This window comes from Legionella erythra (assembly GCF_001467615.1).
In the GTDB taxonomy this organism is placed as follows: Bacteria; Pseudomonadota; Gammaproteobacteria; order Legionellales; family Legionellaceae; genus Legionella_C; species Legionella_C erythra.
The window spans coordinates 659,158-674,298 of record NZ_LNYA01000034.1 but is presented as its reverse complement, the minus strand read 5'-3'; the positions used below and the strand labels follow the sequence as shown (position 1 = coordinate 674,298).

Here is a 15,141-nt window from a genome sequence, read left to right as displayed (position 1 = left end):
ACCTATGGACAGCGGCACATTATTTATCCTTCTTGTGATTGCCGTGGCCTTTATTTTTGATTTTATCAATGGCTTCCACGATGCCGCCAACTCCATTGCCACCATCGTCACGACCGGCGTCCTAACACCGAAAAAGGCCGTGCTTTGGGCTGCGTTTTTTAATTTCATTGCCTTTTTAGTTTTCAGCCTGTCTGTGGCCAAAACCATAGGCAGCGGTTTGGTGAACCCCGATGTAGTGAATCCGGCATTGATTTTCGCGGCCTTAATCGGGGCCATTTTCTGGAATTTAGCCACCTGGTATTATGGGTTGCCTTCCAGCTCCTCCCATGCCTTGATTGGCGGTTTAGCCGGGGCCGCGGTAGCCAAAGCGGGTTTTTCAACTCTTATCCTGGCCGGTTTTGTCAAAGTCATAGCGGGCATTTTTATCTCACCCCTGGTTGGCATGCTAATTGGTTATTGGTTAACAATGACCCTGACGCGTTTCGCCAAACGCCATGACAAAGCACGCATGGAGCACCTGTTTAAAGGTTTCCAACTCGCTTCGTCGGCTTTGCTCAGCTTGACTCATGGAGGCAATGATGCCCAAAAAACCATGGGGATTATTGCCGTTCTCCTTTATTCTGCCTCCTGGCTTAACGGCGACTTCCATGTGCCTTTCTGGGTGGTGGTTTCCTGCCATACGGTCATCGCCCTGGGCACATTGGCGGGGGGATGGCGCATTGTTCACACCATGGGGAAAAAAATAACTGAACTCACGCCCCTTCGCGGCTGCGCCGCTGAAACCGGGGCTGCTGCCATGATTTTTGCCGCGACAGAACTGGGTGTCCCGGTTTCTACGACGCACACAGTTACGGGGGCTATCGCCGGTGTCGGTTTTGTCAATGGGCCAAGTCTTACGCATTGGCCGGTTCTAAGACGCATTTTTTTGGCCTGGTTACTGACCATACCTGCTGCAGGCCTTGTCGCCGCCGGCATCATGCTGACTATCCAGTAAAATAATGAATCACTTCCCGCGTCAAGCCAATGAGCACCAGGGCATACACCATTGTACCGGCGTAGGCTAATACTAAAAAAAGCCCGTCTCGCTCAGCAATACCCAAACCAAACAGGATAATAAGCGCAGCAAAAATAAAATTGCTGAACGGAATAGGCAGCAATAATAAAATGCTTAACAAAAGCAGGACAGCCCCATGCACTCTTTCCATGAGCGGCGTAGAAAAAAAAGTCAGCCGCGGCCTAAGCAACCGTTCCACATACATTAAATAAGGCCGCGTTTTAGTCACCACATCGAGTAAAGTACCGCGTTCGATGCTGCGAGCGGCTAATTGTTTCGGCAACCACAGGCTGCGGCGGCCAATCAATAAATGAATGGCAATAAACAGAATGGGCAAACCAAAAATAAATGAAATACCCGGAATGGCAGAAACAGGCAAGGCACTTGGCAAGGCAAACAAAATCATAATCAACCCGAAGGCCTGATCACCCAATTCCCTGACCAACTCCCCAAACTGAAGGCGGCTTTCCTTTGCATGCGCCTGTGCAATTTTCTTAAGCAGGTGGGAAATCGAACGTTTTCTGCTGCCTGGTTTTAATTTTTCCTCATTCAAACGTAACTCCTGGCTGTTGGCCCTGCTCAATGCGATTTAGACGGCTGGCGAATCGACTGTAGCTAAAATAAATCACGATCCCCACCAGCATCCAGATGAAGAACCGCAGCTGTGTTACCCAGGGAAGGTTGATCATGAGATAAGCGCAACTCACGATGCCAAGAATGGGGATAACCGGCATCCAGGGCGTCTTAAACGGCCTCGGCATCTCAGGATGAGTATAGCGCAGAATAATAAGACCCAGGCAAACAATGGCAAACGCAAACAAGGTGCCGATATTCACCAGTTCCGCCAAATCAGAAATGGGAATTAAGGCAGAAATCAAGGCCATGACAATACCGCACAACAACACAATGCGGACCGGTGTTTTGGTGAGGGGATGTGTTTGGGCAAAATATTGCGGCAAAAGCCCATCTCGCGCCATGGCAAAAAACACCCGGGTTAATCCATAGAACAACACCAGCATGACTGTCGTTAAGCCGGCGATTGCCCCCACACCAATAAAACCGGCCGCGACTTTGTAATTCAGCATGATCAGCGCATGACTGATTGGCGATGACACATTCAGGGTGCTGTAGTGAGCAATGCCGGTCAGCAGGGCGGCCACAATCATGTAAATAACCGTGCAGATAATCAATGAGCCCAGGATACCGCGCGGCAGATCACGCTGCGGATTAATCGCTTCTTCCGCCGCCGTCGACACCGCATCAAAACCAATGTAGGCAAAAAAGATTAAGGCAGCGCCGCTCATCACGCCAGTCCAGCCAAAAGGCATAAAGGGCGACCAGTTGGCTGGATTCACATTCATGGCGGCAATGATGATGAACAACAGAATAACCGTGAGTTTAATCAGCACCATGACGTTATTGGTGCGCGAGCTTGATTTAACGCCGAGAATAAGCAAGGCGGTCAAAAACAGAATAATGCCCAAAGCAAATACATTGAGCCAGCCATCATTGAGCGGACCATGCAGAAGGTATGGCGGCAAATCCAGTTTCACGATTTTAAGCATGTCATTAAAATATCCGCTGAAACCAACCGAAACAGCAGAAACCGAAATGGAGTATTCAAGAATAAGATCCCATCCCACAATCCAGGCAATTAATTCACCAAAACCGGCATAAGCATACCCGTACGCACTGCCGCAGCCGCCAATTGAAGCCGCAAGCTCAGCATAGGACAGGGCTGAAAAGGCACAGGCAAACCCGGCCATCACATAAGAGAGAATAATCGCAGGCCCGGCATGGGTTGCCGCTACAATGCCTGTCAACACAAAAATACCCGCACCGATAATCGCTCCGACACCGAGGAACATCAGGTCAAAAGCCGTCAGGCACTGGGCCAGACGGGGCGCGCCATTGACTGAGTCATGTATGGCTTTTTTGCGAAACAAGTCCATGATAGTATGCTCTTTGTGCCGTTTTAATGTTGAAAGCAATAAGTGATCCAACATCTGGCCTTCGTGAGTTGTTATATAAATACGGAAGCGCAAAAATTAATGAACAAACAATCACTCATTTTTGTCTTATCTTTCCTATTGATGTGGCAACCGGCTTATGCTGATGAACTTAGCCCCTGTGCCAGAAAGCCCTGGTTGCTAAAAAAAATGTGTTTAAGGCTTCATCAAATCTGGTATGAGGGAAATAACGAGGCTTACCTGCCCTTTTACGCCTGGCATAACCGTTTTATGTATACCGAAGAAAAACTGCGCACCACCCATTACAATGAAAACGCCTGGGGCGCAGGCATGGGCAAAGGATTTTACGATGAAGACGGGGATTGGCACGGCCTCTACGCCATGGCCTTCCTAGACTCCCACAAACATGTGCAGCCGGTAGCGGGTTATGCCTTTTTAAAAACCCTGCAACTGTCACCCAACACCCGCGTTGGCGGCGGCTATTCCGTGCTGGTCACCATGCGTCCGGATATTTTTGATGGCTACCCATTCCCCGGGGCCGCCCCCTGGATAAGCTTGACCTACAAGCAAGCGTCATTGTCTGCAGCCTATGTTCCAGGCGGCACCAATATTGGCAATGTGCTCTTTGTTTTTGCACGCTTTGCCTTTGACAAGGCATAAAAATATTTATGCCCTGATGTCTTGCATCTTCTCCCGCCCCTTGCTACGCTGACCCGGCATTTTGCAACCTAAAGGAGAATTTTACATGAAGTTTACAGCCAAACTTGCTGCCTTTGCGAGCGCGTTATTTTTGGCCGGCGCCACCTATGCGGCCAGTCCAAACGCATCATCTTGCCCAGATACCGGCGCCATCAAGAGTGAAGGATTGGACATGGCCATGATGATCACATCCGATACGTTCCTGACTTACCACATGAGCCAATACAACACCAATAATACCTGGATTTTTGCGATGGCTCCTGTACCTGGGGCTGATGAAGACGAAGCCTTGCAGGAAGGCAATGCCTTGCTGTATACCTTATCCGGCCATCCCACACCCGAAGATGATGGGGAAGGTTTTACCGTGTGTATGTATGACTTAGACTCTGGCAGCGATATTCAAGCGATTGCCATTCGCCAGGCTGATATAACATCCATTCACCAACTCAGAAAATTCTTACACAAGTAAGCCAAAACCAGGCATGGGGAAACCCATGCTCATTGGAGTCTATTGTGGTCACACGCTGCGGGTGGTGTAAACAGGATCCCTTATACACCGCTTATCATGATGAGGAATGGGGCGTTCCGGTCAGGAATCCCGGCAAACTCTTTGAAATGCTCGTATTGGAAAGCATGCAGGCCGGATTGAGCTGGATTACCGTCTTGAGAAAACGCGAAGCCATGAGACAGGCTTTTATGCAATTCTCACCTGAGCATTTAGCCCAGGCGTCTGATGATGATCTTGCAGCCATGCTTTTAAATCCTGACATCATCCGTAACCGTTTAAAGGTACGATCCGTACGCACCAATGCTCAGGCTTTTCTACGCATCGCTGGCCGGGAAAATGCCGTGGATTATTTTTGGCAATTTAGCGACGGCGTCGTGAAAAAAAATCAGTGGAATGACCTAAGTCAAATCCCAGCGGTCACTGATGAATCAACCCGCATGGCCAAACAACTCAAGAAAGACGGCTTTGCTTTCATGGGACCAACCACCTGCTATGCCTTTATGCAGGCCGTGGGCATGGTCAATGATCATGTAACCAGTTGTTTTCGCTGGGCAAGACTTTAATACAAAAGTGGAGCTTTTAAACAGGGTGTGCTAACTTTTTAAGAAAAGAAAGCAAGGACTTCAGGATGAAAACCTTTATAGAACAAGCCCGTTTTTATGCGCAATATCACCAAAAAACGGCCACTTTTTATACCCATATCATTGGTGTTCCACTCATCATTCTGTCACTGATGATCCTGCTTGGGTTCGTAAGACTTGTCATTCCCCCGAACGTGTTGAATATCAGTTTCGCCGACATCGCCACCTTGCTGCTGTGGATTTACTACATGCGCCTTCACTGGCGTCTGGGGCTGCTTATTCTGCCGGTTCTTGTCATTCTACTCTGGATTGCCGACCTCATAACCTCTGCCGGACTCACCAGCGGCGCGTTCTGGACGTTTGTCGTTCTGTTCGTGTTGGGTTGGCTGTTGCAATTGGCTGGTCATTTCATTGAAGGCCGCCGCCCGGCTTTAATCGATAACTTCTATCAGGCTCTGGTCGCGCCTTTGTACTTAACCGCCGAAGTCTGCTTCATGGCGGGCTATATGCAGTCATTAAAACAGGCCATGCACGGTACTTCTGAGCATACCGAGATAGTCATGAAAGATCCTGAATCAAAAGAATAAGCTATAAAATTCCCGTCCTGATCGCCTCCGATCAGGACGGATTGATTACCCAACACGATAAAAATAATTAAACCCTGTTCTTCATTTTTACGGATTGCAATCATCACAATAAGTCGGTTCGGCCTTTAGCAGACCATCCCTTCGTTCTTTAAACTCCTGATAACTACACTGGACACAGGCTAAGACTTCTTCTTTATAAAAGGAGGTGGGTGCCTCACAGAGGCGGCAAGGCAAATGCCCCTGTGTTGTTTTGAAACCAAAACCGGGAGCCTGGCACTTCGGGCATAACGTTGCAATCCGTCGGGTCAGTTTATCCGCCAGCTCCCCCAATAAGGTCATCCGGGTAGGATTCATCATCGCCCTCATATCCGTTCCTAAAAGCAAGGTTTCTTCGCTTTTAAATCCATGCGCCATCCATCCCTTTAAAGAGGCTAAATCCTGAATGCCTTTAGCCAGCACACGTTTATCCGAACCGGTTTGCAACGTCAAGGCATGAGAAGGAAACGCTGCCCGGTTAAGAAAGGCCATGATATCGGTTGTTTTGTCGATGGTTATCATGGCATAGTTGGTTTTTTGACTGATTAACTGTTCTGCAATGACCCAACCCTGGTCTCTATCCACAAATACCATCCACTCTTGGGTGCTGGCGACAAAAGGAATGGCGGGATGCGGTCCGAAGCTTCCTTCGCTGGCAACCGACAAGCGATAGCCATGTTGGTCTGCCGCTGTCTCAGCCTTAAGCCGGCATGTTTCATAAGGGCTTAAGCGGCGTTCAACCTCACCCGTGAAGGTACCAAATTGATCCGTATTAAAATCATGAACCGCCAGAGTACAGCACAACCTGTCTAAAAATGGCCTGGCAATGGCCTGTTCTTTTCCATGCATGGAAGCGAGAAGCACCGTTTGATGATCATAAAGCATCCCTTTTCTCCCCTTGAGTGTCATTCCATAAAAGCCATTGACCCTGGGCATTGAGCTGATAAGGCAATTGGTTGGCTGGATCAATAACGATCAGATGAACCCATTGATTGAAGAACAGATGTTTTAACTGCTCATGCTTTGCAATAATGGCCAAGACCCGTTCTCTGGGCGCATAAACTACTGCGAGTAAACGCTGGGGTTGATGATAGGGTTGTTCATCACTCAGCATAACAGATTGCAGCGGAAGGCCATGCATTAAATCGCTGCCATTACCCTGCATAACCCCCACACGTCCTACAACGTTGTGCGTGATTTTGCTGCCGCTTCCGAAAGCCAGATGATCAATCGTCGAAAATAAGTACTGGGTGTTAATCCACTCAGCCACCACCAGGGGAGCGGTTAGAATCGTCTCCAGCAAGTCCCCTCCCTCATCGTCCTGCCAATGATAGGAATGCAGAAAACAGCGCCCCTCGAGTGACATATTCCTGGTTAGATCGCGCGGTGCGGCAATAAACGCAGCGTTTCGCGCCAATCCCCATTCAGGACGGGTTTCAGACCAATCGAGACTCCTGCGAATGGCATCCTGAGCAGGCTTTTTACTCTGTAAGGTCAGCCCGCGTTCCTGATTTGTTTTAAGTTGCGCCTCCCTTAAATCGCCTTGAAGCTGCTTTAAAAGCGCTGGATAAATGGGGGCAGGGCAAGCCTTAAGATCAATCTCAACAGCATCGGTGGTGGTATTATGAAGTGCGCCGTAGACGATTGTATCGAGGGGGATGTGAATGCCGCGCTCTTCAAGCCCCCACCGAACCCTGGGTTGATTGAGAATGGATGCCAATAATTGTGCATTAAGGCCGCCCTGATTACCGCCGCAGGCGCCACAATCCAGCGCAGAGGCATAAGGGTTATTTTTGGCCGCTCCCCCATGGCCGCAGAGAATAACCAGCCTCGCAAAATCAGACGTCAATCCCATGAGGCGCAAGGCCGTCTCGGCATAGTCCACCTGTTCTTTAATGGACAAACCCTGTTGTAAATCAGTTTCGTTCCATTCATAGGCTACCCGGGTTGGCAAAGAGGGAGCAAACCCCTGTTTGATTGATTGCACAGCTCGTTCAGTCAACCGCGGCGACAATGATTTAAACGCCAGGCTGACGCCACACCAGGGGCCTAAACACTCAGCCAAAGCAAAAGGAGATGATACATTATGTTTGATCTGAGTGTAGAGTCCCTTTAATCGCTGAATGAATGCGTTCCCTCGCTGGGAGCGGGCAAACAGGGCTCTATCCGCAGGGATTGGTGTTTCTTTGATTGTGAAACGGGGCTTAATCAATACGGGACAACAGGCTTTGGCCTTGCCCGTATCCCCTGTACGGACACGGACTGGAATCCCAAAAAAACCTGCAAACCCAAATGTTTCGTAGTCTCCCAGTGCCTCAATGGCGCGACGAAAAGGCTCTGAGCGGACATCAATACAAAACACCAATTGCGCGTTTTTTCTCGCCCTTTTAACGGCGGTGGTTTTTAATTCCGGCAAAAGCCGACCAAGCAGTGCCTGGCTATAGGCCCTTTCATTGACCTCCAATTGCTCAACAAGGGCTTTCGTCGCAGCCTGGTTATGGATAGGCTGTTGTTCTTTAGCCGCTGAAGGCGACAGCAAACAGGTCAGTACCAGACGAACAGCAAGAAAATCAATCAAGGTTACCGGTTTTTCCTGTGCAGGGTCGACGCACCACTCGGCATGCCATTTTACAAACCCACCCCATCCCGGCAAAGCAAGCAATGCCTGTGCACAAAAAGCCTCTTCTTGACCGGGCAGAACCCCGAGCATTGACAGGCAATGGATAATGGCCCCCTCCGCTTGGTCTGGCAATTTCCGTAAAAAATCCTTTGCTTCTCTTTTATTGCGGTGAAGCAATTTATCAAATGGGGCTAACTTTAAAAAAGCCCGATAAAAACCCGCCTGCCGGTTCGGCATGGTAATGCGGCTTTGCCCCTCATCAAAAAAGCCGGCGCACCATTTGATCATCTGCTGGTTTACGGCCAAAAGTGAAGCGGTTGCCTTTGGGCATTGCCTTTGTCTTTTTGCAATCGCCTCTTTAAAATCAAGCAATTCATACCCCTGCAGGGGGTTACAGGCAATAAATGTTTCAAGTGGCCACACCGGTGCCAACACTTCGGCAGCCCTTGTAATCAGCGCAGGAATGTCAAGTGATCTATGTCTTACCCGATAAGGAAGAACCCTGTCTCTATAGCCCCATTCCACCTGTTTTTCCGAAGTCATTTTTGCTCTAGTCATCTTTACTCCTCAATGCGCTTAGTAGCGATAATCCGTCCGTAAGGCAGTAACCGTCTTTGCAGAAGGCTGACTTGCATTGAACAGTGTCATGTAAAGCCAACCCCCAAACTTTGTTGCAAGCCACTTCTCAGAGACGCGCCAATTAAATCCAATCCACAAGATCCCAAACAGGATCATGATTGCCCAGTGCAACGACGACAGCGGCCGTGATGGCGATGCCATCACCTGAGGCAGCAACTGTTCGATACCACGAATGCTGAGTCCATATAAAATCCCGGCCAATGCTGTAGCGAATAATCCGGTAACCAGGCTTACCCAGCTTCGATAAGGGCTGGTCCAGGACAGCATGAACTGGACGCCAGCAATGAATGCAAAAAACAACACGAAAGCTGGCGCTTGCATCAACGACAAGGATTGGCTGGTCATCAGGTCAAACGTGTAAACCGCGGTGAACCCGCCGATAACCGAAACCACGAGGGAAATAAAAGAGGGCTTTAACGCCTTGTTTGTGGATTGATTTTGTGCAATCACGGACCCTGAACCTAAAAATAGATAAGCTTTAAATAAACCATGCCAGCAGAGGTGGGCAATCGCTGCGGCAAAAAGCCCCAGCCCGCATTGCATCATCATAAAGCCCATTTGGGCCATGGTTGAGCAGGCCAGCATTTTCTTAATGTCATGCTGCATCAGTTTAAAGATCGTGCCCAGCAGCGCTGACAATGCACCGAGCACAAATAAACCCGTTAATAATCGAGGGTAGGCCAATATAAGTGGCGCAAATTTAACCACAAGAATTCCACCCCCATTGATAAGGCCTGCGTGCATGAATGCAGAAACAGGCGTTGGGGAATTCAAAGAGCTGAGAAGCCAGCGATGAAACGGGAATAAAGCCGATTGAGTCAGCGCGGCAACAAAAAGAAGGCCGATTGACACAGACATCATACCCGCCTTGGGTGATGGAGGTGCTGCCGTTATGGCCTGAATAGAGCCCTTTAAACCGCACAAGTGAAAAAATACAAAAGCCAGGAGTAAGGCTAAGGCGCCGGCTGCCAGCGTGTAAAACGCCAGCATCCCGGCATTTTTTGCCGCAGGCCATTCCTTTTTATGCACCATCAACAGCACCAACAGCCCATTGGCAAACGACCAGAATACCCAAAACAAGACGACATGGTCTGCAAAAACCATCAAAAGCAAGCTTAATGTTAAGGATGACAACAAAATAAAAAACCGTCTGTAAAGCCGGTCTCCTTGCATATACCGGAATGAAAAACGATGCACGGCAAAACTGATGAATAACACCAAACTGCCTAACAAGGCATTTAAAGTATCGATATTTAGCCAAAACCAGAGCAAAGGCTGCTGAAACCGGGATAAATAATATAACAACGCGATGCCGGCTAAAAACCCTACTCCCATCAAATACCCCGCATATTGCGCACTGACTTGGGGACGCGTCAAAAAGACCCGGTGAAGGCCAAGGGCCATCAGAGGGCAACTGAACAGGACAGTTAAAAAGAACAGAATCATTCCTACACCATTAGAATTTCTTTTGTTAAAATGAAAAATATTAGATATACTGATATAAGTAAAGTTAAAAATATTTATTTTACCCATTAGGAATTCTAATGTCTCTGGATACAGTTACCTTACAATGCTTTCTTGCTGTGGCAGAAACACAGAGTTTTACTAAAGCCGCCCTGCGTGTTGGTCGTACCCAATCAGCTATTAGCCAACAAATTGCCAAGCTTGAACAATTGGTCGAAAAGCAACTCATTACTCGCGGCCGTGAACTTTCATTAACCCCGGATGGCGAACTTTTTTTAGGTTACGCCAAACGCATTTATGAACTTCACCGGGAATCGCTCGATCGCTTCAAAGCGCCCGAGCTTCAAGGTGAACTTCGCTTTGGCCTCCCTGAAGACTTTGCCGCCATGATGCTTTCGGATGTTTTGGTGGAATTTTCAAGACTTCACCCACGGGTCATGTTGAATGTAGAGTGTGACTTGACACTTCGTTTGGTTGAGCGCTTTCATCAGGGTGATTTTGATTTGATTTTAATAAAAACCAATGAACGGGATACCGCGGCAAAAGGACTTAATGTATGGAACGAGCCGGTGGAGTGGGTCGGAAAAAAAGAACTTCTCACCACCCTGAATCATCAATCCGTTATTCCTTTAGTCTTATCCCCTTCTCCCTGCGTTTATCGCGGCAACGTCATCAAATCGCTGAATCAACACCATTTGAAATGGCGTTTAGCCTTCAGCAGCCCCAGTTATGCAGGCAAAATGGCCGCCATTCGGGCAGGATTAGGGATTACAGCCATCCAACGCAGCATGATTCCCAGCTATCTTGATCGATTAGATAACGAATTTCTACCCTCTTTGGATGACATTCATGTATCGTTATTAAAAAGGGAAGAAGAAAGCAAAGCCATTGAGTCTTTAGAATTCTTTATCATGGATAAATTAAGGCATTAAGCAAAACACAGGTAGTGAATCAATGAGCCGCACAGATATGAATTCCATTACAGAGGTGTTGGATAAAACGACGCTCGCCTCCATCATCATGATTAGCGTACTCGTGAGCTTATTAACCTTAAGCATACCGATTGCCGCCCAAACATTAATAAACCTCATCGCCTTTGGCAAATTACTCCAGCCTGTGGTGACCTTAAGCCTCATTGTCCTGGTGTTAATGCTTGCTTTGGGGGCGTTAACCATTTGGCAGAGTGTCATCATTGAGGTCATTCAGCAAAAATTAATGGTCAAAATCAGCTTAAATCTTACCCGGCAATTTACTCATCTTTCCCTGGACAACTTCTCCGTTCACCACGGCCCTGAACTGGTCAACCGCTTTTTTGAGGTAACCAGCATCACTAAAGCCCTGGCCAGTTTGCTATTGTATGGGGTTAATTTAAGCCTGCAGCTGTTTTTTGGACTGGTTCTTCTTCTATTTTATCATCCACTCTTTCTGATATTTGACGGGTTTATCATTCTTGGCATCCTGCTTATTGTTTTTATTCCCTATCGCAAAGGATTGGCGAGCGCAAAGGAAGAATGTGCGCAGAAACATCAAATTGGGGCTTGGTTAGAGGAATTGCTCACCAATCGCTTTTTATTTCGCTTTAACCATTACGCCCAATACGCCACCCATCAGGCGGATAAACGCCTGGTTTCCTTTTTAAAAGCTCGTAATGCTCATTTTAAGCAGCTGATTAAACATCAGTTTGGTTTTTACCTTCTCTCCGCTTTGGCGAGCAGCCTGCTATTGGGTTTAGGTGGTTATTTAATTATTAATAACCAACTAAGCCTGGGCCAGTTGGTTGCAGCCGAGATTGTCCTCGGCGCATTAATCTATACCTTCAAGCGCTTCAGCGTTTTACTTGAAAATTACTATGATCTCGTTGCATCCGAACATAAAATCGATACCGTGTTAAACCTGCCTTGCGAATCAATTAAAACAGAACTCAGTGAATTGATTATCCCCATCCATAGCCTGACCTTGGTCACTCAAGACCAGAAAAAAGCCTCAAGCCGAATCGGGGAACCCCTTGTTATTGGTGTGGATGAATCAAAACCCGGTCAATACATCGCGGAATTAATCCTGGGGTTTAAAAACAGCCTGCCGATAACCATTCTGGTTAATGATATCCTCTGCCTTGAAGAGCATAGGCGCTCACTTCGGCAACAGGCCTTGTTAATTCGAGATCAAGAATGGTTTGCCGGCAGCATTTATGACAACTTAAGACTGAATCAACCTTCTTTTTCCACGGAGCAACTTAAGGAATTGCTCATTGCTTTCGGGCTTATGGATAAAATCATGCGTCAACCGCATGGTTTAAAGAGCATCATCTATGATTGGGAGTATGTATTTACACCCCTTGAACTCGTTCAACTCATGATCATTCGTGCGATTATGGCAAAGCCACAGCTCCTCATCATCGATGGCATCCTGGACAAATTAAATGAGAAAGACATTGAACAAATCCTGACGCATATTGCTGTACTGAATCACACCATCCTCATTCTCATCACGCGCTTCCCGGCCCTTATTCCGCTTTCTAACCGTCTGGTGCTCTCATGAAGTTACATGCTGACAAAATGATTGGCAAATTACCGAATCCACGCAAAATTGCCAAGATTATTTCTTTAATCCTGCTGATTTTATTCCTGTTTTTAAGCTTTACCCCCTGGCAACAGTTTGCTTTAGGGAGCGGTAAAGTGATTGCTTATTCCCCTACTGAACGGCTCCATACGGTCAATTCTCCCATCAACGGCCGCATAAAAAAGTGGTTTGTCGATGAAGGCATGCGCGTTAACCCCGGTGATCCGCTGGTGGATATCAGTGATAATGATCCACAACTACTCAAACGCCTCGCCCTCGAAAAAAAGGCGATTCTGTTGCGTATAGAAGCAGCAAAAAAAGCCTTGCTTGCAGGAAAAGCAAACCTCATACGCCAAAAAAACCTCTATGAGCAAGGGATTAACTCCAAACGCCAATACGAACTCGCTCAAATTGAATACACCAAATATCAAAACGAATTGGCTCAGGCCAATATCGATAAAGTCAATATCGATGTCCGCATTGCCAGGCAGCAATCACAACGCATCAAGGCCCATGTTAAAGGCATTATTTTTAAACGCTTAACCGGTCAGGAAAGCGTTGTTGTCAAAGAAGGCGACATATTAGCCCAGATTATTCCAGAGACTGAATCGCGGGCCGTGGAGCTGTGGATTGATGGAAATGACATTCCCTTTGTTCATTTGCAACAGAAAGCCCGGTTGCAATTCGAAGGATGGCCTGCCATTCAATTTCGAGGATGGCCACAGATTGCTGTCGGTACGTTTGGCGGGAAGGTGGCTTTTATTGATCCGACTGATAATGGTTTTGGCTTATTTCGCGCGGTGATCATTCCTGATGAGCCCTGGCCATCCCCGCAATTTTTAAGGCAGGGCGTACGTGTTCATGGCTGGGTTCAATTAGGAGAGGTCCCTCTATGGTATGAATTATGGCGCCAGTTTAACGGCTTCCCGCCTGAAAGCGTGACTGGGCAGGCAACACCATGATGGATGTCTACTTAAAAAAACAAGGCCTTATCCTCTTGGCTGGATTGGGTATTTTATTAAGCTCTCACGGCACCCATGCCTCACCGAACCCCCAAAAGCTTTATTTAACCGATCTGTTGCAAAGCATTGATCATCATTACCCTCAGGTGAAAATCGCTCGTCTTGATATTGCCAAAGCACATGGCGCATGGATAAAAGCCAAGGGGCAATTTGATCCTGAATTGGAGGCGTCCACCCGTTCCCAACCGGCAGGCGGTTATATCAACAATTATGGCGACACGCAATTTACGGTGCCTACGCTTTATAACGGCATCAAACTGTTCGCAGGTTATCGCAATGGAGAGGGCGATTGGCCTATTTATTATAAAAATTATCTGACCAATTCCGGCGGTGAATACCGGGCAGGATTATCATTGCCTTTGCTTCGAGATCGATTAATTGATAAACAACGCACTGATTTGCTTTCCTCTACGGAATTGATTTTGATGAAACAACAGGATGCCGAGGCAGTAAAAATTAAAATTTACCAGGAGGCCATCCAGGCGTATTGGCAATGGGTAGAGGCGGGCATTCAGCTGCAGACATTTAAGCAACTCCTGCAACTGGCACAAAAACGTCAGCATGCCATTGAACAGCAGGCACGCCAGGGCGATTTGCCCACGCTGGCTATCAGTGAAAATTTACAACAGATTACGCAAAGGGAACAATTACTCAACCAGGGGCGGATGATATTCGAACAGGCCAGCGTCAACCTATCGCTTTATTATCGCGATAATAAAGGGCATCCAATCACGCCGTCAGCCAACACGCTGCCTTCGTTGACACAAGCCGCCATACCTCTGACTAAAAACGGTTTACCGCTTCGCGAACATCCAGAACTTAAAAAGCTCAATCATTATGCCAACATCATGAGACTGAAGCGTGACCAGGCACGGAATGAACTCTTGCCGCAATTGGATGCAACGGCCTATACCTTCAAACAAAACGGCACGGGAGGCGACCCCTTGCTAATTCCTCAGGCAGCCATGGTCGGTTTATCGTTTAAATTCCCTTTACTGCAAAGGCAGGCGAAAGGAAACTTGATTCAGGCGCAAAGTGAACTGCATCAGATTAAGGTGGCCAGACGTTTCTTCTATGATCAATTACACAATGATTATCTCAACATGCTCATCGGCATCAGGCGGGGTATGCAACAAATAAACCTCCTGCTCCGGGAATTGAAACTGGCACAAACGGTACAACACGGGGAAACCAAAAAATTTTATGAGGGCGACAGCACGCTGTTTTTAGTTAACCAGCGCGAGCAAGCAACCACCCAAGTGCAGCTCAATACCCTGCATGCGCAAGTTGCAGTCGAAGAACTAAAAGCTAAAGTCCGCTATTTTGCTTCTACACAACGTGCACCTTGCGCCTGCGCGCCATGTCAACAGAAAACGGGCACTAAAGATAAGTAGCGCCCTGA

The 15,141-nt window shown here is 47.6% G+C and carries 14 protein-coding genes; 9 read left to right on the top strand and 5 right to left on the bottom strand.

Translation table 11 applies throughout. The features are described from left to right. Window positions 1-4: 4 nt before the first annotated feature. Window positions 5-994 (top strand): inorganic phosphate transporter, encoded by a 990-nt coding sequence (locus Lery_RS14355; RefSeq protein ID WP_058527910.1) that lies wholly within the window; start codon window positions 5-7, stop codon window positions 992-994. Here the strand turns inward: Lery_RS14355 and Lery_RS14350 are convergent. Both Lery_RS14350 and Lery_RS14345 read right to left on the bottom strand, forming a co-directional pair. Then, window positions 984-1,607, bottom strand: a complete 624-nt coding sequence (locus Lery_RS14350) for an exopolysaccharide biosynthesis protein (protein ID WP_058527909.1) — start codon at window positions 1,605-1,607, stop codon at window positions 984-986. The two genes, Lery_RS14355 and Lery_RS14350, sit on opposite strands and share 11 nt — an antisense overlap. Then, window positions 1,600-3,006, bottom strand: coding sequence for an amino acid permease (locus Lery_RS14345; protein ID WP_058527908.1), 1,407 nt, complete (start codon window positions 3,004-3,006; stop codon window positions 1,600-1,602). The genes Lery_RS14350 and Lery_RS14345 overlap by 8 nt, the downstream gene beginning before the upstream one ends. Before the next feature lie 99 nt (window positions 3,007-3,105). On the opposite strand from Lery_RS14345, the gene pagP reads away from it, so the two are divergent. The 4 genes from pagP (at window position 3,106) to Lery_RS14325 (ending at window position 5,399) form a co-directional block, all read left to right on the top strand. Then, on the top strand, window positions 3,106-3,684 hold the full coding sequence (pagP, locus tag Lery_RS14340; protein ID WP_082657229.1) for a lipid IV(A) palmitoyltransferase PagP: 579 nt from the start codon (window positions 3,106-3,108) through the stop codon (window positions 3,682-3,684). Between the two features lie 85 nt (window positions 3,685-3,769). Then, window positions 3,770-4,192 carry a DUF4949 domain-containing protein gene (locus Lery_RS14335; RefSeq protein WP_058527907.1) on the top strand — a complete coding sequence of 141 codons (423 nt, stop codon included), beginning with the start codon at window positions 3,770-3,772 and terminating at the stop codon, window positions 4,190-4,192. A gap of 44 nt (window positions 4,193-4,236) precedes the next feature. Beyond that, the gene (locus tag Lery_RS14330) at window positions 4,237-4,794 is read left to right on the top strand and encodes a DNA-3-methyladenine glycosylase I (RefSeq protein WP_420324171.1); all 558 of its coding nucleotides are present in this window, start codon (window positions 4,237-4,239) and stop codon (window positions 4,792-4,794) included. A 65-nt stretch (window positions 4,795-4,859) separates the two neighbouring features. Then, a complete protein-coding gene (locus tag Lery_RS14325) occupies window positions 4,860-5,399 on the top strand; it encodes an Mpo1 family 2-hydroxy fatty acid dioxygenase (protein WP_058527905.1) in 540 nt (179 codons plus the stop codon). 87 nt (window positions 5,400-5,486) lie between these two features. Here the strand turns inward: Lery_RS14325 and Lery_RS14320 are convergent, their stop codons facing one another. From Lery_RS14320 to Lery_RS14310, 3 genes are read right to left on the bottom strand one after another with little or no spacing between them, the layout of a single operon-like run. After that, window positions 5,487-6,320 carry a DUF6671 family protein gene (locus tag Lery_RS14320; protein WP_058527904.1) on the bottom strand — a complete coding sequence of 278 codons (834 nt, stop codon included), beginning with the start codon at window positions 6,318-6,320 and terminating at the stop codon, window positions 5,487-5,489. Further along, window positions 6,310-8,613, bottom strand: a complete 2,304-nt coding sequence (locus Lery_RS14315; RefSeq protein WP_058527903.1) for a DUF2309 domain-containing protein — start codon at window positions 8,611-8,613, stop codon at window positions 6,310-6,312. Before Lery_RS14315 ends, Lery_RS14320 begins: the two co-directional genes overlap by 11 nt. A gap of 18 nt (window positions 8,614-8,631) precedes the next feature. Continuing rightward, entirely contained in the window at window positions 8,632-10,140 is a 1,509-nt protein-coding gene (locus tag Lery_RS14310; RefSeq protein ID WP_058527902.1) for a proton-conducting transporter transmembrane domain-containing protein, read from the bottom strand. Window positions 10,141-10,238: 98 nt separating this feature from the next. Between Lery_RS14310 and Lery_RS14305 the strand changes: the two genes are divergently transcribed. From Lery_RS14305 to Lery_RS14290, 4 genes are read left to right on the top strand one after another with little or no spacing between them, the layout of a single operon-like run. Continuing rightward, window positions 10,239-11,090, top strand: a complete 852-nt coding sequence (locus Lery_RS14305; protein WP_058527901.1) for a LysR substrate-binding domain-containing protein — start codon at window positions 10,239-10,241, stop codon at window positions 11,088-11,090. Window positions 11,091-11,112: 22 nt separating this feature from the next. Continuing rightward, window positions 11,113-12,696: an ABC transporter transmembrane domain-containing protein gene (locus Lery_RS14300; RefSeq protein WP_193392315.1), complete on the top strand. Its 1,584-nt coding sequence runs from the start codon at window positions 11,113-11,115 to the stop codon at window positions 12,694-12,696. After that, complete coding sequence (locus Lery_RS14295; protein WP_058527899.1) at window positions 12,693-13,679, top strand: HlyD family secretion protein; 987 nt, start codon at window positions 12,693-12,695, stop codon at window positions 13,677-13,679. The genes Lery_RS14300 and Lery_RS14295 overlap by 4 nt, the downstream gene beginning before the upstream one ends. After that, complete coding sequence (locus Lery_RS14290) at window positions 13,676-15,133, top strand: TolC family protein (RefSeq protein ID WP_058527898.1); 1,458 nt, start codon at window positions 13,676-13,678, stop codon at window positions 15,131-15,133. The genes Lery_RS14295 and Lery_RS14290 overlap by 4 nt, the downstream gene beginning before the upstream one ends. Window positions 15,134-15,141: the final 8 nt, after the last annotated feature.